This is a genomic window from Sphaerimonospora sp. CA-214678, assembly GCF_050942215.1.
Classification (GTDB): domain Bacteria; phylum Actinomycetota; class Actinomycetes; order Streptosporangiales; family Streptosporangiaceae; genus Sphaerimonospora.
Genome location: NZ_CP192056.1, coordinates 2,420,357 through 2,436,885 on the forward strand (window position 1 = coordinate 2,420,357; position 16,529 = coordinate 2,436,885).

The 16,529-nt window shown below is 70.2% G+C and carries 17 protein-coding genes; 1 reads left to right on the forward strand and 16 read right to left on the reverse strand.

Annotated features, from left to right (window positions below; genetic code table 11):
- Positions 1 to 46 precede the first annotated feature (46 nt).
- The 3 genes from ACQP1K_RS11030 to pdhA are packed head-to-tail and all read right to left on the reverse strand — an operon-like array spanning position 47 to position 3,455.
- A complete protein-coding gene (locus ACQP1K_RS11030; protein ID WP_433500781.1) occupies positions 47 to 1,357 on the reverse strand; it encodes a dihydrolipoamide acetyltransferase family protein in 1,311 nt (436 codons plus the stop codon).
- The gene (locus ACQP1K_RS11035) at positions 1,354 to 2,364 is read right to left on the reverse strand and encodes an alpha-ketoacid dehydrogenase subunit beta (protein WP_433500782.1); all 1,011 of its coding nucleotides are present in this window, start codon (positions 2,362 to 2,364) and stop codon (positions 1,354 to 1,356) included. The genes ACQP1K_RS11030 and ACQP1K_RS11035 overlap by 4 nt, the downstream gene beginning before the upstream one ends.
- On the reverse strand, positions 2,364 to 3,455 hold the full coding sequence (gene pdhA / locus ACQP1K_RS11040) for a pyruvate dehydrogenase (acetyl-transferring) E1 component subunit alpha (protein ID WP_433500783.1): 1,092 nt from the start codon (positions 3,453 to 3,455) through the stop codon (positions 2,364 to 2,366). Before pdhA ends, ACQP1K_RS11035 begins: the two co-directional genes overlap by 1 nt.
- Before the next feature lie 131 nt (positions 3,456 to 3,586).
- Here pdhA and ACQP1K_RS11045 point away from each other — a divergent pair, with 131 nt between their 5' ends.
- The gene (locus ACQP1K_RS11045; protein WP_433500784.1) at positions 3,587 to 4,051 is read left to right on the forward strand and encodes an Lrp/AsnC family transcriptional regulator; all 465 of its coding nucleotides are present in this window, start codon (positions 3,587 to 3,589) and stop codon (positions 4,049 to 4,051) included.
- A gap of 26 nt (positions 4,052 to 4,077) precedes the next feature.
- On the opposite strand, the gene ACQP1K_RS11050 is transcribed toward ACQP1K_RS11045, so the two are convergent.
- The 13 genes from ACQP1K_RS11050 to ACQP1K_RS11110 all read right to left on the reverse strand — a co-directional run bounded on the left by ACQP1K_RS11050 (position 4,078) and on the right by ACQP1K_RS11110 (position 16,441).
- Complete coding sequence (locus ACQP1K_RS11050; RefSeq protein ID WP_433500785.1) at positions 4,078 to 4,206, reverse strand: hypothetical protein; 129 nt, start codon at positions 4,204 to 4,206, stop codon at positions 4,078 to 4,080.
- Positions 4,203 to 5,111, reverse strand: a complete 909-nt coding sequence (locus tag ACQP1K_RS11055; RefSeq protein ID WP_433500786.1) for a fumarylacetoacetate hydrolase family protein — start codon at positions 5,109 to 5,111, stop codon at positions 4,203 to 4,205. The genes ACQP1K_RS11050 and ACQP1K_RS11055 overlap by 4 nt, the downstream gene beginning before the upstream one ends.
- Positions 5,108 to 5,896 (reverse strand): hydroxypyruvate isomerase family protein, encoded by a 789-nt coding sequence (locus ACQP1K_RS11060; RefSeq protein ID WP_433500787.1) that lies wholly within the window; start codon positions 5,894 to 5,896, stop codon positions 5,108 to 5,110. Before ACQP1K_RS11060 ends, ACQP1K_RS11055 begins: the two co-directional genes overlap by 4 nt.
- Positions 5,893 to 7,401 (reverse strand): FAD-dependent monooxygenase, encoded by a 1,509-nt coding sequence (locus tag ACQP1K_RS11065; RefSeq protein ID WP_433500788.1) that lies wholly within the window; start codon positions 7,399 to 7,401, stop codon positions 5,893 to 5,895. The genes ACQP1K_RS11060 and ACQP1K_RS11065 overlap by 4 nt, the downstream gene beginning before the upstream one ends.
- Positions 7,398 to 8,309 (reverse strand): NAD(P)-dependent oxidoreductase, encoded by a 912-nt coding sequence (locus ACQP1K_RS11070; protein ID WP_433500789.1) that lies wholly within the window; start codon positions 8,307 to 8,309, stop codon positions 7,398 to 7,400. The genes ACQP1K_RS11065 and ACQP1K_RS11070 overlap by 4 nt, the downstream gene beginning before the upstream one ends.
- A complete protein-coding gene (locus tag ACQP1K_RS11075) occupies positions 8,306 to 9,994 on the reverse strand; it encodes a dihydroxy-acid dehydratase (protein WP_433500790.1) in 1,689 nt (562 codons plus the stop codon). The genes ACQP1K_RS11070 and ACQP1K_RS11075 overlap by 4 nt, the downstream gene beginning before the upstream one ends.
- Positions 9,995 to 10,972, reverse strand: coding sequence for an ABC transporter substrate-binding protein (locus ACQP1K_RS11080; RefSeq protein WP_433500791.1), 978 nt, complete (start codon positions 10,970 to 10,972; stop codon positions 9,995 to 9,997).
- A 47-nt stretch (positions 10,973 to 11,019) separates the two neighbouring features.
- Positions 11,020 to 11,850 (reverse strand): ABC transporter ATP-binding protein, encoded by an 831-nt coding sequence (locus ACQP1K_RS11085; RefSeq protein WP_433500792.1) that lies wholly within the window; start codon positions 11,848 to 11,850, stop codon positions 11,020 to 11,022.
- Entirely contained in the window at positions 11,817 to 12,584 is a 768-nt protein-coding gene (locus ACQP1K_RS11090; RefSeq protein ID WP_433500793.1) for an ABC transporter permease, read from the reverse strand. The genes ACQP1K_RS11085 and ACQP1K_RS11090 overlap by 34 nt, the downstream gene beginning before the upstream one ends.
- Positions 12,581 to 13,342, reverse strand: a complete 762-nt coding sequence (locus ACQP1K_RS11095; RefSeq protein ID WP_433500794.1) for an ABC transporter permease — start codon at positions 13,340 to 13,342, stop codon at positions 12,581 to 12,583. Before ACQP1K_RS11095 ends, ACQP1K_RS11090 begins: the two co-directional genes overlap by 4 nt.
- Before the next feature lie 486 nt (positions 13,343 to 13,828).
- Positions 13,829 to 14,098 (reverse strand): hypothetical protein, encoded by a 270-nt coding sequence (locus ACQP1K_RS11100; protein WP_433500795.1) that lies wholly within the window; start codon positions 14,096 to 14,098, stop codon positions 13,829 to 13,831.
- 108 nt (positions 14,099 to 14,206) lie between these two features.
- Entirely contained in the window at positions 14,207 to 15,403 is a 1,197-nt protein-coding gene (locus tag ACQP1K_RS11105) for an NAD(P)/FAD-dependent oxidoreductase (RefSeq protein ID WP_433500796.1), read from the reverse strand.
- Positions 15,404 to 15,496: 93 nt separating this feature from the next.
- On the reverse strand, positions 15,497 to 16,441 hold the full coding sequence (locus ACQP1K_RS11110; protein WP_433500797.1) for an RNA polymerase sigma-70 factor: 945 nt from the start codon (positions 16,439 to 16,441) through the stop codon (positions 15,497 to 15,499).
- Between the last annotated feature and the right edge of the window lie 88 nt (positions 16,442 to 16,529).

Genomic DNA, 16,529 nt, shown 5'->3' on the forward strand with positions numbered 1-16,529 from the left:
GGTGATGGCGTCGCTGATCGTCTCGTCCTCGGCCGTGCGATGCTCGTCACAGCCTCGCGATCGCCGACGCCGGATTCTCGATCGCGTCGGCGACGAAGCGCATGAAGCCCGCGGCGGTGCCGCCGTCGCAGACCCGGTGGTCGAACACGAACGACATCTGGGTGATCTTGCGGACCGCGATCTCCCCATCCACGACCCAGGGCCGGTCGATGATCCGGCCGAAGCCGAGGATGGCCACCTGCGGGTGGTTGATGATCGCAGCGCTGCCGTCGACACGGAAGCCGCCGTAGTTGTTGAGGGTGAAGGTGCCCGCGGCCAGCTCCTCGGTGCTCACCTTGCCGGCCCGGGCGCGCCGGGTCACATCCCGGATGGCCCGATCGAACTGGTAGGTCGTCAGGGCCCCGGCGTCGAACACGGCGGGCACCACCAGACCGCGCTCACCCTGCACGGCGATGCCGAGGTTGATCTGGTCGTACTCGACGATCTCGTTGCGCTCGGTGTCGACACTGGCGTTGAGGACGGGGTATTCGCGCAGGCCCGCGACCACGAACCGGGCGATGTAGGCCAGCAGGCCGGGACCGGGGTCGGCGGGGGTCCGTGCCGACTCCCGCAGGCTCCACAGCGCCGTCGCGTCGACGTCCACCCAGACCGTCGCCTCGGGGATCTCGGCGCGGCTCCGCGAGAGGGCGGCGGACACGGCCTTCCGGAACCCCGTCAGGGGCGTACGCCGTTCCCCTCGCGCGGCGATGGCGGCCGGGGGCCGGGAGGACGACCGCGCCCCGATGGCCCGCTCGACATCTGCCCGGGTGATCAGCCCGCCCGCTCCGGAGGCGGTCACCCGCGTCAGGTCGACCCCGTTGTCCCGCGCCAGCTTCCGTACCAGCGGCGAGAGCACCGGGACCGGCCCGCCGGGCGCCGTCGGCTTGTCAGTGGGCTTACCGGTGGACTTGCCGGTGGACTTGCCGGGGGGCGCGGTCTTCCTGGGTCTGCGTCGCCGGCCCGATGCGCCATGTCCGGACGTCCCGTAGCCGATGAGGACGTTTCCGGAACCGGCCTGCTCCTCCTCGCGGTACCGCTCCGCATCGGGATGTGCGGCCCCGTCCCGGCCGGCGCCGACGGTGATCAGCGGCTTGCCGACGTCGAGGGTCTGCCCCTCGGCGGCGTGCAACGTCAGCACGATGCCCGCGTACGGCGAGGGCACCTCGACCATCGCCTTGGCGGTCTCCACCTCCGCGATCGGCTGGTCGATCGAGATCTCGTCGCCCACGGCGACCAGCCACCGGACGATCTCGGCCTCGGTCAGTCCCTCGCCGAGGTCGGGCAGGACGAAGGTCTGTTCTGCGGCTGTCAGGGTCACTGGTCCTCCCACTGGAGGTCGTCAACGGCGTCGAGCACCCGGTCGACCGACGGCAACTGGAAATGCTCCAGCTTCGGCGGCGGGAACGGGATGTCGAACCCCGTTATCCGCCGCACCGGGGCGGCAAGGGAGTGGAAACAGTGCTCGCCGACCCGGGCGGCGATCTCCGAGGAGACGCTGGCGAAGCCGCTGGCCTCCGCGATCACCACGGCGCGGCCGGTGGACCGGACGGCGGCGAAGACCGTCTCGTCGTCGAAGGGGACGATCGAGCGCAGATCGACCACCTGCAGGCTGCGCCCCTCGCGGGCGGCGGCCTCGGCCGCGTCCAGCGCGACCGGGACGGACGGCCCGTAGGCGATGAGCGTCGCGTCGGTCCCGGGTCTCCGGACCACGGCGGTGCCGATCCCGGGAACCGTCCCGGTCCCGAGGGGCACCTCATCCTCGGCCCAGTAGAGTTTCTTGGGCTCCAGGAACACGACGGGATCGGGGGAGGCGATCGCCTCGCGCAGCAGCCCGTACGCGTCACCGGGCGTAGACGGGGCGACGACGTGCAGGCCCGGGGTGTGGGCGTAGTAGCTCTCCGAGGAGTCGCAGTGGTGCTCGACGCCGCCGATGCCGCCGGCGTACGGGATCCGGATCACCACCGGGACCGACACCTTGCCGCGGGTGCGGTTGCGCAGCTTCGCCACATGGCTGACGATCTGCTCGAAGGCCGGGTAGGCGAAGGCGTCGAACTGCATCTCCACCACGGGACGCATGCCGTTCATCGCGAGGCCGACGGCGAACCCCATGATCCCCGACTCGGCGAGAGGTGTGTCGAAGCAGCGGTCCTCCCCGAACTCGCGGGTGAGCCCGTCCGTGACGCGGAAGACGCCGCCCAGCGGGCCGACGTCCTCACCGAATGTCAGGACCGCGGGGTCCTCGGCCATCGCGTCGCGCAGGGCCCGGTTGATGGCCTTCGCCATGGTGAGTTTCTCGCGGTCGACATGGTCGATGACGGCGGCCATCAGTGCGTTTCCTCTCGGCTGATCTCGTCCAGCACCACGGCGAGCTGGGCGCGCAGCTGCGGTGTGGGTGCGGCGAACACGTGGCGGAACAGGTCCTCAGGGTTCGGCTCGACGTCCTGGTTCAGGGCCTCGCGGGTCCGCTGGGCGAGCTCCTCGGCCGCCGCGGTGAACTCGGCGAGCTTCGTGTCGTCGATCGCGCCGGTCGAGCGCAGGTAGGTCTCCAGGCGTAGCAGCGGATCCTTGGCCGCCCACTCCTCGACCTCGGCGTCCTCGCGGTAGCGGGTCGCGTCGTCGGCGTTGGTGTGCGCCTGCATGCGGTAGGTGTGCGCCTCGACCAGTTGAGGACCCTCGCCAGCGCGGGCCCGCTCGACGGCCGTCCCGAGCACGTGCAGCAGCGCGGCGGCATCGTTGCCGTCGACGTGTTCACCGGGTATCCCGTAGCCGACGCCCTTGTACGCCAGGGACGGGGCGACCGTCTGACGGGAGAGCGGGACGGAGATGGCGTACCTGTTGTTCTGCACGAAGAAGACGACGGGGGAGTCGAAGACGGCGGCGAAGTTGACCGCCTCGTGGAAGTCGCCTTCGCTGGTGGCGCCGTCCCCGCACAGGGCCATCACCACGGTCGGCTCGCCGCGCAGCCGGGCGGCGTGGGCGACGCCGACGGCGTGGACCAGCTGCGTCGCGAGCGGGGTGGACAGCGGGGCGACACGGCGGACGTAGGGGTCGTATCCGGAGTGCCAGTCGCCCTTGAGCAGCGTGAGGACCTCGACCGGGTCGACGCCGCGGGCGACGGCGGCGGCGGTGTCCCGGTAGGTGGGGAAGAGCCAGTCGCCCTCGTCCAGCACCTGGGCCGCGGCGATCTGGCACGCCTCCTGGCCGTGCGAGGACGGGTACACGGCGAGCCGTCCCTGCCGGACCAGAGCGTATGCCTGGTCGTTCAGCCGCCGAGCGGAGATCAGTCCGGCCAGCGCCCGCACGAGCCGTTCGGTCGCGGGCAGGTCGCGGCCGTCCGGGGTGACGGCCCTGCCCTCCGAGTCGATCAGGGTGACCGGTGCTGCCGACGGCAGCAAGTGCTCTGCGTCACGTGTCATGGCGATATCCTCATTTAGGTTGCCATTTGTTTCTATAGTCGGCGAGAATCGGATAAAACGTGACTGAATAACCGGTTCTTCGTGGCAATACATCCAACTCCGAACGGGCTGGAACGGGAAAGTCGAGACAGATGGCCGACGGTATCGACAGCATCGACGATCGCATCCTCGCGGAGCTCACCCGGGACGGCCGCATGTCTGTGCGTGCGCTCGCCGAGAAACTGCACATCTCCCGTGCGAATGCCTACGCACGCATCCAGCGGTTGACCGAGGACGGCGTCATCAGAGGTTTTCGCGCAGACGTCGATCCGGTCGCCGCCGGCATGGGCACCTCCGCCTACGTGACGCTGAACCTGCGGCAGGCGGAGTGGCGGAACCTCCGCGAGAAGCTGAGGGCCCTGCCGGGGGTCGCGCACCTGGCCCTCGTCGGAGGCGAGTTCGACGTGATCATGCTGGTCCGCGCCCGTGACAACGCGGACCTGCGGCGAGTGGTGCTGGAGGAGATCCATCAGATGGAGGGCGTGCTCACCACGCGCACGCTGCTCGTCTTCGACGAGCCCCAGGTGGACGTGAGCACGAAGGCGCCCCCCAGCTAGCCGGGGAACCTGGCGGGCGCCGCCGGTCAATGCGCGTGCACCTCCGTGTTCGCGGGCAGATTCGGCAGGCTCTCGTCGGCCCAGCGGATCCGCGCGCCGGGAGCCTGTCCGACCGCCTGCCGCAGCGCCCGGCATTGTGCGGTGTCGAGCGTCATCGCCGCTCGTCCACGACCGGGGTCTCCATGACGCCCAGGCCGCTGATCTCCATCCGGACCACGTCCCCGCCCTTGAGGAAGGACGGCGGCTTCTGGAAGGCCCCGCAGCCGGTCGTGGTACCAGTCATGATCACGTCGCCCGGGGTGAGCTCCAGGACCTTGCTGAAGTCCTCGATGAGGTGCGGAATGTCCACTATCATCTCGTCGCTGCCGCCGGACTGGCGTAGCTCGCCGTTCACCCAGCAGCGCAGCTCCAGCCTGTGCGGGTCGGGGATCTCGTCCTTGGTCACCAGCCAGGGGCCGAGCGGCGCCCCGGTGGGGATGCCCTTCGCACGGGTCATCTGGGCGAACACCGGCGAGATGTGCACGTCCTTGAACGCCAGGTCGCGTGCGGTGACGTCGTTGGAGATGAGGTACCCGGCCACATGATCGTAGGCGTCGGCCGCCGCGATGTAGCGGCCGCCGCGCCCGATGACGACACCGATCTCGGTCTCATAGTCGAACTGCTCGGTCTGGTGCGGGACGATCAGGCTGTCGTACGGGCCGATGACCGTGTTGGACGGCTTGAGCATGATGATCGGCTCCGACGGTGACGGCGCGTTCTTCATGCCCATGGCCTCGTCGACGTGCGACTGATAGTTGCCGCCGGCGACGAGAATCTTCTCGGGGAAGGGCACCGGGGGGCCGAGCCGCGTCGTCGCCGGGTCGATCCAGTCGGCGTCCGCGTCGTCGAGCGCTTTTTCGATCAACGGCTGCAGCAGGTCGAGGAGCCCGAGCAGGGGGTTGGTGTCGAGCGCGCAGAACCCGAGCGAGCGCAGCAGCGGGTCGAGGGGGGCGATGCCCCGGTCCGGCACGAAGACTCCCGGACGTTCGGCACGCCTGGCTCCGTAGCTGACGATCTTCATGCTGTCGCCTCTCCTGTCTTCGGGTCGTACTCATAGCCGATGAAGCCGCCGTAACCGACGGCGCGCAGTTCTCTTTCGACGGCGGCGAAGTCGATCTGCCCGGTGCCGGGTCTGCCGCGGCCAGGGAAATCGGCGAACTGGACGTGGCCGATCAGCGGGGCGTGATCGCGCACGGCCGCCGCAGGGTCGGTGTCCATGGTGGCGAGGTGGTAGGTGTCCAGCAGCAGCCGCACGTTGCCGTGGCGACTGGCGTCGTTGGCGCGGCGAACGAAGGCGGCGGACACGGCGATGTCGGTCAGCGGGAAGCGCGGGCTGTCCACGAGATTGAGGGTCTCGATGACCACGGTGACGCCGAGCCCGCCCAGCCGGTCGGCGACCCGCACGACCTGCCGCAGCGCGAGCCGGTCCTGCTCGCCGGGGCCGACGTCGGGCACGCGGTTGCCGTAGAGGGCGTTGACGACCGGGCAGCCGGTGCGGGTGACCATGTCGGCCACGGCCTCGAGGTTCGACGCGACGCGCTCGACATGGTGGGGGATCGACAGGAGCCCGCGCTCACCGTTGCGCGGGTCACCGGTGTCGAGGTTGAGGGTCACGAGTTGTACGCCTGCCCGGCTCAGGGCCCGGCAGAAAGAGTCGACCCGGCCTTCCTCGGCGACAGGCGTCTCGAACGGCCACCATGACTCGACGTATCTGAAACCGTCCCCGGCCGCGGCGGCCGGGCGCTCGTCGACGGGAAGGTCCGCATAGAGCATCGACATGTTGGCGCTGACACGCAGGTCGCTCACCGGCGAAGCGCCTCGTCGAGCGCGGCGCGGAGCTCTGCCGGTCCGTCCCCTGGCCGGGCGACCCAGGCGACGATGCCGTCCGGGCGGACCAGGACCCCGGGGCAGCCGGCGGGAATGCCGCCCTTGGTGACGACGACATCGGTGTCGGCGCCGTCCCAGTGGTGTGGCCGGTCGGTCACGACGGTGAACTCGTCGCCGAGTGTGCAGATGCTCGACCGCTCTTCCTCGTCCACGACGACGACCGTCTCGGGGAAGCGGTGGCCTCGCCGGGCGACACGCAGCGGGTCGGCGCCTTGGTCGTCGTCCCCTGCGACGGCCCCTGTCGCGTATCCGTAGCCGAGATCCTGGTCCGTGGCGTCGATGTGTCCGCGCTGGTCCTCCAACAGGCGGGCGAGCTCCTCCCTGTCGTCGGCCGCGATGGCCTTTCCGATGTCGCGCATCCGGTTGCTGTTGGCGACGCTCCATGCGGCGTTGCTGCGTGCGATGTCGATGCGCTCGGCTTCGTAGGTGTCGAGCAGCGCGTCGCCCGCCGTCCCCGCCGCGACCAGGGCGAGCTTCCAGACCAGGTTGTCGACGTCCTGGACGCCGGTGTTCATGCCGAACCCGCCGGTGGGCGGGAAGGAATGCGCGGCGTCACCGGCGAGGAAGATCCGCCGGTCCCGCCACCGGGTGGCGACCTGCGCGCTGAGCCGCCAGGTGGCGATGTCGATGATCTCCGGATCGATGTCGGCGCCGACCGCCGCCCGGATGACCTCGACGGCCTCGTCATGTGTCGGAGGCTCGGGACGCGCCTGGGCGCCCGGCCGCATCAGCATCGTGACCCAGCGCTCGGCCCCGTCGATCGGGGCGATGTTCGCCGGCCTCCCGGACCGGTGGCCGGTGATGAACTGGATGCAGAGCCGGTCGGCGGTCCACCGTGACAGGTCGCCGCGCCAGTAGACGCTCTGGCCGTAGCCGAGGAGCGGCTCGCCTTCGAGATCGATGTCGAGCAGCCGCCGGACCGCGCTGCCCACCCCGTCGGCGGCGATGACGTAGTCGGCTTCGACCGACAGGCCCGTTTCGGTGGTGAGGGTGACGGTGTCGTCGTCCTGCTCGGCCCCGATCACGTTCTGACCGAAGAGCAGTTCGACGTCGTCGAGCGTGCGCACCGTGGAAAGCAGGACCCGCTCGACCGTGTCCTGGGCGACGCGGCAGCTTCCCACCGGACTCAGGTGATCGGTCGAGCCGTCGGAGCCGGGGCTGCGTCCGACCTCCTCCCCGGCGAGCGAGTCGCAGTAGATGAAGCGGTTCGTCTCCGCCGGCAGGCCGTACGCGGAGACGGCGTCGGCGAGACCCCACCTCGCGAAGAGCTCCATGGTGCGCGGGCGCACGCCACGGGCCTTGGGATGCCCGCTCGGCCCGACCCGGCGCTCCAGCACCGTGGCTCTCATCCCGAACCTGTTCAGCAGGAACGCGGCGCTGAGCCCGACAGGACCCGCTCCGACCACCGCGACGTGCGGCTTCATGGGTTCACCTCATTGATCTGCTCGCTGATCCGAAAGAGGCCGGCCGGGTCCGCTTCACCCAGACCCCGGCTCGCGGCCGTCAAGAACATCTGCCTGCCCGCCTCGAAGACCACCGCCGGGACCCCGTGCCGGCTGAGGAGATCGGCGACCAGGTCGAGTACCTCGGTCATGCCCTCGACCGTGGCGCCGGTGCCGTCCGTCCGGTCCGCATGGACGAGGCGGAGCGTGCGGGACAACATCGCGCTCTGGGCCCATCCCGCGGTCAGCAGCTCATCCGCCACACCGAGGTCGATCCCGACTTTGTGCAGCAGCGCCACTGCTTCTCCCGCCACGGCCATGTGGCAGCTGGTGAGGAGCTGGTTGACGAGCTTGAGCTCCAGGCCCGCGGTGGGACCGCCGACATACGTGATCCGGCCGGCCAGTGCCGCGAGTACGGGACTGGCGCGTTCGAAGGCGGCCTCGTCCCCGCCGGCCATGACCGCCAACGATCCACCGCGGGCTCCGTCGGGACCGCCGCTCACCGGAGCGGCCAGGAAAGCCGCACCATGCTCGGTGGCGATCTGCGCGATGCGGCGCGCCAGGGCGGGAGCGAAAGTGCCGTGCTCGACGAAGACCCGGCCCTCGGTGGCGGTCGCATTCGACAGAAGGCCGGATTCACCCAGGTAGATGACCTCCGTGGCGGTGGTATCGCGCATGCAGGTCAGCACGATGGCGCACCGCTCGACGACCTCTCCCAGGCTGGGCGCCCAAATCGCGCCCGCCTTTTCTGCCGCGGCGGCATTGGCACGCGTCCGGTTGTGCACCACGATCTCGTGACCGGTGTCGAGCAGTCGTTGGATCATCGCGGTGCCCATGGCGCCGGTGCCGACGTAACCGATGGGGCCGGCGCAGCCGGTCGGGCCGATCATCGCGGGCCCCTGAGGAAATCGAAGTCGCAGCCGAGGTCGGCCTGCTGGACGTGGTGGCGGTAGAGCCTCTCATAACCCCGGGCCTCGACGGTGACCGGCACCCATCCGGCGGCCCGGCGGGCCAGCTCGTCCGGTGGTACGAGCAGGTCGATCCGGTTCTGCTCGGTATCGAGCTCGATGAGGTCGCCGTCCCGGACGAGCGCCAGCGGTCCGCCGGCGGCCGCTTCGGGCGCCACGTGCAGCACGACGGTGCCCGACGCCGTCCCGCTCATCCGGGCGTCGGAGACGCGGACCATGTCCGTCACTCCCCGCCGCCGCAGCTTCGCCGGGATCGGCAGGTGGCCGACCTCCGGCATGCCCGGGCCTCCGACGGGCCCGGCACCGCGCAGCACGAGCACCGAGTCGGCGTCGACGGCGAGTTCGGGGTCGTCGATGCGGGCGTGCAGGTCGTCCACCCCGTCGAAGACCACGGCGCGTCCGGTGTGCCGGCACAACCGCGGGTCGGCGGCGGACCGCTTCAGGACGGCCCCCGAGGGCGCAAGGCTGCCGGAGAGCAGGGCGAGGGGACCCGCCGGGCCCGCGGGGTCCTCGACACTGCGCAGGCAGCGCGGTGCCGCTGGGGGTGCCTGCACCGACTCCTTCCACGGACGGTCGTCCCCTGCCAGCGCCTCAAGGTCGGCGAGATCGGCGAGCCGGTGCATCAGGGCGGGCACGGCGCCGTCGATCTCCAGATCGTGCAGGAAGTGCCTCCCGGACGGGCGCACGTCGGCCAGGAAGGGCGTGGTGTCGCTGAGGTGGCGCAGTTCGTCCATGCTCAGCGGCGTCCTGAGTCTGCCGGAGATGGCCTGCAGGTGCAGGACGGCGTTGGTGGAGCCCCCCACGGCGCACAGCGCCCGGAACGCGTTCGCCAGGGAGGCCCGGGTGACGACGGCGTCGGGGGCGAGGCCCGCCCGCGTCCGGGCGACGATCGCCCGCCCGGTCTCCTCCGCCACCGCCGATCGCTGTGCCGACGAGGCGGGCAGCAGCGCGCTGCCGGGGAGGGACATGCCCAGGACTTCGGCGATGACGGCCATCGTGACGGCCGTGCCCATCACGTTGCACGTCCCGACGCCGCAGCTGAGGCAGCCCTCGAGCTCGGCCCAGCCATCGTCGTCGAGTTCGCCGGAACGGCGCGCGTCGATCAGCGGCCAGAGGTGCTCGACGGTCATCGGCTCGCCCTGCCAGCGCGACAGCGGCCGTGGCCCGGCGGCCAGCGCGAGCGCCGGCTTGCCCGCGCTCAGCGCCCCCATGAGCTGGGCGGGGATCGTCTTGTCGCACCCGCCGAGGAGGACGACGCCGTCGATCGGGGCCGCGAGGATCATCTCCTCGGTGTCCATGGCCAGCAGGTTCCGCAGATACATGCTCGACGGCCGGGTGAAGGCCTCGGCGATGGAGATGGTCGGAAACTCCAGCGGCAACCCACCGGCTGCGATCACACCCTTCTTCACCTGCTCGGCGAGCTGCCGCAGGCCGCCGTTGCAGGGGTTGAGCTCACTCCAGGTGTTGGCGATGCCGATCACCGGGCCGGTGCCGACGGCCCCGGCCGACATCCCCGAACCGCGCAGGAAGCCCCGCGTGATCAGTCCGTCCGGCCCGGGGTCCTTGAGTAGTTCCCCCCGGGCGCGCTTGATTCCTTCCTGGGACATCTAGGAGCCGTGGATCATCTTGTCGGCCGGAACCGAGCCCTTGATAGCGCCGTACCGCTCGAAGATGTCGAGCAGGCGCTGCACCTTGGCGGCATCGAGCGGTCCCCGCTGGTACTCGCCGAGAGCGACGACCGGCGGTACCTGGTCGTTCAGCTTGGTCGACGGCACGAACCGCGCGACTTCGTCCATGTGGTCCGCGGCGTAGTCGTAGGCGGTCCGGACCCCCCTGATGAACTTCTCGGTGACATCGGGGTTGGCGGTCATGAACTTGTCCGAGCCGATGAAGACCGCACCGGGCGACCCTGGCACGGCCAGCTCTCCGGTGACGTACGTCAAGATCTCGGTTTTGCCGGTTTTGAGCGCGACCGACAGCCACGGCTCGTTGACCAGCGCCGCGTCGACCGTCCCGTCCGCCACCGTGTCGCCGATCGCGGGGAAGGGGACGGCCACCCTTTTCAGCGCCGTGTAGTTGCCACCGAGACTGTCGACTGCGTGCGCCTGCGCGGGGTCGACCTCGGTGGAGTCGGCCGCCCAGGTGCGGACGTCCTTCATGTTCTTGATGCCGGCGGCCTTGTTGACGATGACCGCCTGGTACTTGCTCTCCGGGTCGGTCGGGATGACGTTCGCCGCCCCGATCATCTTGATGCCGAGGCCCTTCTCGATGGCCTGGGCGGCGGCGCCGAAGCCGGACATGCTGAACTGCGTCTGGCCGTTCAGGGTGTTCGGGATGGCGACGGAGCCGTCCTCGAGCACCTTGAGGTCGAGCCGGAGCCCGAGATCCTCGAAGACGCCGTTCTCGACGGCGAGGTACATCGGGGTCGAGGTGGCGGCGCCGGGGCTGACCGCCACCGTGAGCTCGGTGAGGCCGTCGGCGCCCGTTTCCGGCTTGCCGGAGTCCGACCCGCAGGCCGTGAGGGCCAGTGCGAGCGCGACGGTCGTGGCGGGCGCCAGGACGGCGCGGATGCGTCTGATGAACATGCTGCCGGGACTCCTTGGTAGGGATCTGCTGGAGAGCACCCGAGGGCTCAGTGTCTGACCTCACGCAGCACGCGGGCGCGTAGCCGCGCGAAGCGGGGGTCGGACTTGGTGGTGATCTGGTCGCGGTCGACGCCGAGATCGACCTCCACGCACTCGGCGACCGAGGCCGGGGAGCCGCCCAGGACGATGACGCGATCGGACATGTAGACCGCCTCGTCGATGTCATGGGTGACGGAGATGACCGTCATGGCGTACTTCTTCTTCAGGGACAGGACGAGGTCTTCGAGATCGGCACGCGTCTGGGCGTCGACCGACGCGAACGGCTCGTCCATCAACAGCACCTGCGGCCGGTAGGCCAGGGCACGTGCGATGGCGACGCGCTGTTGCATGCCCCCCGAGAGCTGCCAGGGGTACTGCCGGCGCGTGTGGCCCAGCCCCACGGCCTGGAGCGCTTCGTCCGCCCGGAGTCGTCGCTCGGCGGCGGGGACGCCTTTGCCGCGCAGGGGTAACACGACGTTCCCCGCGATGGAGAGCCACGGCAGCAGGGAGCGGCTGTAATCCTGGAAGACCACGGCCAGGTTGGCAGGGGTCTCCGCGGCGACACGCTCGTCGCCGACATGGATCTCACCCGCGGTGGGCGTCAGGAGACCGGCGATACAACGCAGGACCGTCGTCTTGCCGGAGCCTGACGGTCCGACGATCGACACGTACTCCCCGCTGGAGACGGCGAAGTCGACGCAGCCGAGCACGGTCCGTGCCGCGGTGCCGGAGCCGAAGGCCCGGTGCAGGCCCCTGACGCGGACGTGCCCGCCCGCTGCCACGGCCTCGGCCGGCGACTCGAGCGTCACGTGGCCACCGCCCGCATCTGCAGATGCCATCGCAGGATCCTTTTCTCGAGCACTTCGAACAATTTGTTGAGGATGTAACCGACCAGGCCCATCAGCAGGATCGCCGTCCACATGGCCAGCAGGTCGAAGCTGTACTGGGCGGCACGGGCGAAGGCTCCGACCCCCTCGGCGGAGACCACCATCTCGGTGACGATCACGGCGATCAGCGATAGCGCGAGCCCGACCCGGACACCCGCGAAGATCTGGGGGGAGGCGCCGGGAAGCGTGACGTAGAGCAACCGCTGGAGCCGGGGGACGCGGAAGACCTGCGCGCTGTCCCGCACCACCGTGTCGACACCGCGGACGCCGTCGATGGTGTTCAGCAGCACCGGCCACACGGACGCGAAGACCACCACACTCAGCCTCATCCGCTGGTCGATGCCCAACGCCGAGATGAAGGCGGGGACCAACGCGATGGCAGGAAGGGCCCGCAGGAACTCCAGCAACGGTGCCAGGAAGTCGGCGATCACGCGGTTGGCCGCGAGCAGGACGCCCGCGGTGATGCCCAGCACGATGGCGATGCCGTACCCCACCGCGAAGGTCGACAGCGTCATCCCCAGGACGTGCAGGTCGCCACCCGCGAGCCAGGTATCGGCGAACGCCCGCAGTATGTCGCGCAGCGGCGGGAAATAGAGCGAGGTGCTGCCGGACGACGCGAACCACCACACGGCGACCAGCACCGCGGGGAGAACGAACTCAAGTGCGACCTGCCTGAGACGCTTCATGCGGCATCCCTCCGCCGCTGCGCCGCGTGCCAGAAGATCGCACGCCGTTCGACGGCGGCGAACGTCTGGTTGACGAGCACGCCGAGGCAACCGCTGAGCAGGACGTACACGAATCCGCGCGCCGGGTTGCCGTTGGCCTGGCTGAGCAGGATCTCGTGGCCGATGCCGGGGGCGCTGGTGACGATCTCCGCCCCGATCGAGATCAGCAGGGCCACCGTAGCGGCGACCCGGAGTCCCGTCGCCACCAGCGGCAGCGCGCTCGGCAGGTAGAGGAAGACGACGCGCTGCCGGCGGCTGAGCCGGAACACCTGAACCGATGCGCGGGCGACCGCGTCGACGTGGCCGATGCCGTACGCCGACTGAACGAGAATCGGCCACGTCGCCGCCAGCGCGATCAGGAAGACCTTCATCTCGGACGTGGCGCCGAAGACCAGCACGGCGAGCGGCACCAACATGATCGCCGGGACCGTGCGCAGGAAGTCCACAAGCCCGCCGGTCATCCGCGTGGCCACCGTGCTGGCGCCGACCATCAGCCCGAGCGAGATTCCGGCCGCGGAGGCGATGAGCATTCCCAGCGCCCACGACTGGAGGGTCCCGCCGAGGGCCGTCCAGAAGGCCGAGGTCGGTACTGTCGCCCGCAGCGCCTCGAGAACCGGGGCGACCGGCGGAACCGCCCGCGCATCGAGCCACCGCGCGCCGAGTTCCCACAGGGCCACGGTCAGCCCGGCGAGGGCGAGGCGTTGGGCGACGGCAGACACGACGGTCGTCGCCCCTCTCGGTTGAGCCATGGCCACAGACGTTTCCCCCTCGACGACCAGGAGTAATGTGGGCCACACCGTGTCATATAAGTGATAGATCTCTCAAGAGTTCTTGTGATATATCTGTAGCGAACGCTTCCCGTCCAGAAAGAGCCCAACACTGCGGGGGTGGTCCGCGGCGCCTGGTCGCAGGTGTCAAGTCAAACAGGACATCGGGGTAGTTATCGCTATGCTGTCGCCTCCGTGCCCTTGTCGGCCCGGTCGTCGTCAGGCCTGTTGATCCACGCCCCGGTCGGGATCTCGGGCAGGCTCGGCCCGCGGGTGAACCGCCGCGGGTCGGCGGCCCGGAAAGCCTCGATGGTCGCGGCACGGTTGTGTGGACGGCCTGCGGTGGCGATGTGCGTCGAAAAGGGGGTAGGTAGGTTAGAACCTGAGCGCGTTGTGCCTGGTGAGCCCGGAAATCGCCCTGGAAGCGTGATCACCGCGTCACGATCTCACGGCGTATCCCGGCCTGCGGCCGATCTCAGAACACGTCATATCGTCCGGAGGTGAGAGGAACAGATCCAGCCGTGGGCCCCAGTCGTGATCTGTCGACCGTGCGGTGTCGATCCCGAGCACCTCCGATCCCGGGCCGACCCTCGCGGCGGCGTACCGCAGCCCGGGGTATTCCACATTGAGGATCGGCCGGACCGCCTCCCCGTAGAGGATCCGTGACAGCGTGAGACCCGGCAGGAACTCGGCGGCGGGAGTCGTCATGAGATCACAGTGCAGGGCCGGCGGCCCGGGGGCCACCGGGTTTCGCCACGCCGTCCCGCCCCTGGCGTCGCGGATCGCGGGCACTCGGCTGCTGCCTCGCCTCGCGCTCTACTCCAGCGCGTTGACGGCCGAGCCCGCCGCGGCCCACTCCCGCGTGACGCGGCGGCGCCGGGTCGGCAGCCCGAGCGTCGGGTTGGCGACGCCCCAGGCGGCGCCCTTGCAGACCAGCTCCTTGTAGACGGCGGCGAGTCGTCCGGTCAGGACCGCCCGCACGGCACGGTCGTCGGCGGTGACGTACTGGATCAGGCCCTCCTTGCGGCCCAGCGAGATGCACTGATTGAAGTAGCGGATCGGCGCGTTCGGGAGCTTCCCGCCGGTCAGGCGCGCCGCGATCGCGTCGGCGGCCTGCCAGGCGGTCGGAGTTCCGGAGGCGCAGGACATCCGCAGCGGCTTGTTTCCGGGGCCCATCGCCATGGCCGCGTCGCCGATCGCGTACACGTCCGGGTGCGACACCGAGCGCATGGTCCCGTCGACCACGATCTGACCGGTGCCGGTGACCTCCATGGTGGTCGCCTTCGCGATCGGGTGCACCGCGAAGCCGGCGGTCCACACGGTGACGGCGGCCGGGATGGCCCTGCCGTCGGAGGTGGTTACGCGGCCGGCTTCGACGCCGGTGACGGCGGTGTGCTCGTGCACGGTGATGCCGAGCCTGCCGAAGACCTTCCGCAGGTGCTCGCGGCCCTTGGGTGAGAGCCCGTCGCCGAGGCCGCCGCGGGCGACGAGGGCGACGTCGAGGTCCGGACGGGCCTCGGCGATCTCGGTGGCGGCCTCCAGGCCGGTGAGGCCACCGCCGACGACGACCACGGTCTGCCCGGTGTCGAGGCGGGCCAGGCGCTCGCGCAGCCGGAATGCTCCGGGGCGGCCGGCGATCTCATAGGCGTGCTCGGCGGACCCGGGGACGCCTTGGGCGTTCCAGCCGCTGCCGAGGGCGTAGACCAGCGTGTCGTAGCCGAGTTCTCCGGGACCGTCCGTGTCGATGACGGCGACGGTCTTGCGGTCGACGTCGACGCCGGTGACCTTCGCGAGCCTCAGCTCGACGCCGGTGCCCGCGAACATCTCGCTGAACGGCCGGGGCTTGAGGTCCTGGCCCACCGCCAGCTGATGCATGCGGACGCGTTCCACGAAGTCGGACTCGGCGTTGACGACGGTGATGGCGACGTCCTCGCGGCGGAGCCGCTTGGCGAGGCGGCCGGCGGCGGTGGCTCCGGTGTATCCGGCTCCGAGGACGACGATGCGGTGCCGCATTTCGTTGCTCCTGTCTTGCGCGGGTTCGCCACTTGAACCGGGCGGCCCGTCGTTTCCTGACAGGAACACGGTGTGAAGCACCTCACATAGTGATCAGAAGGCGTTGAACAGGGGCTCCCCGTGGTCGGCGGCCGTCCACCGCGCGGTCGCGCGTTCGAGCTTGTCGGGGTTGACCTGGGTGCGGAACGCGGCGATGCCCTCGGCGGTGACCTCCAGGCACATGACGCCGACGACCCGGCCGTCCACGACGGCCACGACGGCGGGGTCGCCGTTGGCGGTCCAGGCGTAGACCTCGGGCGCGCCGCCGGCCACGGTGCGCTTGGCCTCGCTGGGTTTGAACAGCCCCCGCAGGAACTTCGCGACCGCGACCGCGCCCTCGAACGCCTTGACGCGGGTCGGGACCTTCCCGCCGCCGTCGCCGATCGAGGTGGCATCCTCGGTGAGCAGACGTACGAGCGGCTCGATCTGGCCGCTGGTGGCGGCCGCCAGGAACTCCTCGGTGATCCGCCGGGCGGTGGCCTCGTCGATCTCGGTACGGGCCCTGCCGTTCGCGATGTGCTTCTTGGCTCGGTGGAAGATCTGCTGGCTGGCGGCCTCGGTGACGTCGAGGATCTCGGCGATCTCCTGGTGCGGGTAGTCGAAGGCCTCCCGCAGCACGTACACCGCCCGCTCGTTGGGGGAGAGGCGCTCCATGAGGGTGAGGACCGCGTACGAGACCGACTCGCGCTGCTCGGCGGTGTCGGCCGGGCCGAGCATCGGGTCCCCGGTGAGCAGCGGTTCGGGAAGCCACTGGCCGATGTAGGTCTCGCGGCGCGCACGCGCGGAGGTGAGCTGGTTGAGGCACAGGTTGGTGAGGACCTTCGTCAGCCAGGCCTCGGGGACCTCGATGCGGTCGACGTCGGCGGCCTGCCAGCGCAGGAACGTCTCCTGCACGGCGTCCTCGGCCTCCCCGGCGGAGCCGAGGAGGCGGTAGGCGATGGCCTCCAGACGCGGCCTGGAGGCCTCGAACCGGTCGACGTCGCTCGCGGTCAGGGGCATGGCCCGATGCTAGCCCGCGTGGCGCGGATCGGCCGCCGCGGCGATGGGCCCTTCACGTGCATCGTGAGGCTCCTGACTCGGATTGGGA

Excerpts from the sequence above, each read along its gene's own strand:
- ACQP1K_RS11035 (WP_433500782.1), bottom strand. The coding sequence starts at position 2,364 with ATGGCCGCCGTCATCGACCATGTCGACCGCGAGAAACTCACCATGGCG.
- pdhA (WP_433500783.1), bottom strand. The coding sequence starts at position 3,455 with ATGACACGTGACGCAGAGCACTTGCTGCCGTCGGCAGCACCGGTCACC.
- ACQP1K_RS11045 (WP_433500784.1), top strand. The coding sequence starts at position 3,587 with ATGGCCGACGGTATCGACAGCATCGACGATCGCATCCTCGCGGAGCTC.
- ACQP1K_RS11050 (WP_433500785.1), bottom strand. The coding sequence starts at position 4,206 with ATGACGCTCGACACCGCACAATGCCGGGCGCTGCGGCAGGCGGTCGGA.
- ACQP1K_RS11055 (WP_433500786.1), bottom strand. The coding sequence starts at position 5,111 with ATGAAGATCGTCAGCTACGGAGCCAGGCGTGCCGAACGTCCGGGAGTC.
- ACQP1K_RS11065 (WP_433500788.1), bottom strand. The coding sequence starts at position 7,401 with ATGAAGCCGCACGTCGCGGTGGTCGGAGCGGGTCCTGTCGGGCTCAGC.
- ACQP1K_RS11070 (WP_433500789.1), bottom strand. The coding sequence starts at position 8,309 with ATGATCGGCCCGACCGGCTGCGCCGGCCCCATCGGTTACGTCGGCACC.
- ACQP1K_RS11075 (WP_433500790.1), bottom strand. The coding sequence starts at position 9,994 with ATGTCCCAGGAAGGAATCAAGCGCGCCCGGGGGGAACTACTCAAGGAC.
- ACQP1K_RS11080 (WP_433500791.1), bottom strand. The coding sequence starts at position 10,972 with ATGTTCATCAGACGCATCCGCGCCGTCCTGGCGCCCGCCACGACCGTC.
- ACQP1K_RS11085 (WP_433500792.1), bottom strand. The coding sequence starts at position 11,850 with ATGGCATCTGCAGATGCGGGCGGTGGCCACGTGACGCTCGAGTCGCCG.
- ACQP1K_RS11090 (WP_433500793.1), bottom strand. The coding sequence starts at position 12,584 with ATGAAGCGTCTCAGGCAGGTCGCACTTGAGTTCGTTCTCCCCGCGGTG.
- ACQP1K_RS11100 (WP_433500795.1), bottom strand. The coding sequence starts at position 14,098 with ATGACGACTCCCGCCGCCGAGTTCCTGCCGGGTCTCACGCTGTCACGG.
- ACQP1K_RS11105 (WP_433500796.1), bottom strand. The coding sequence starts at position 15,403 with ATGCGGCACCGCATCGTCGTCCTCGGAGCCGGATACACCGGAGCCACC.
- ACQP1K_RS11110 (WP_433500797.1), bottom strand. The coding sequence starts at position 16,441 with ATGCCCCTGACCGCGAGCGACGTCGACCGGTTCGAGGCCTCCAGGCCG.